This window comes from Holdemanella sp. DFI.5.55 (assembly GCF_020593575.1).
GTDB lineage: Bacteria > Bacillota_I > Bacilli_A > Erysipelotrichales > Erysipelotrichaceae > Holdemanella > Holdemanella hominis.
Genome location: NZ_JAJDMK010000459.1, coordinates 1 through 213, shown reverse-complemented (window position 1 = coordinate 213; position 213 = coordinate 1). Strand labels below are relative to the sequence as shown.

Genomic DNA, 213 nt, shown 5'->3' with positions numbered 1-213 from the left:
ATAATAATACGAAACTACATTTCTTTCAAGATTCCTTCAATCAACTCCGACTTTTCTTTTCGAGACATTTGTTTAATTTTATATTCCAACTTCAAAGCCTTGGACTTCGACTCACAAGCCCTTACATACACAAGCTTACAAGGCCTTCTAGACCGCGTCGGGAGTTTAACACTTGCTCATAGCCAAAATAGCCAAATGTCGTTTATGTACGGC

The 213-nt window shown here is 38.5% G+C and carries 1 pseudogene; it reads right to left on the bottom strand.

The window, feature by feature from the left end:
• Positions 1 to 14: 14 nt before the first annotated feature.
• Positions 15 to 143, bottom strand: a pseudogene (locus tag LJE08_RS15460) (GIY-YIG nuclease family protein); the annotation flags it as partial.
• Positions 144 to 213 lie beyond the last annotated feature (70 nt).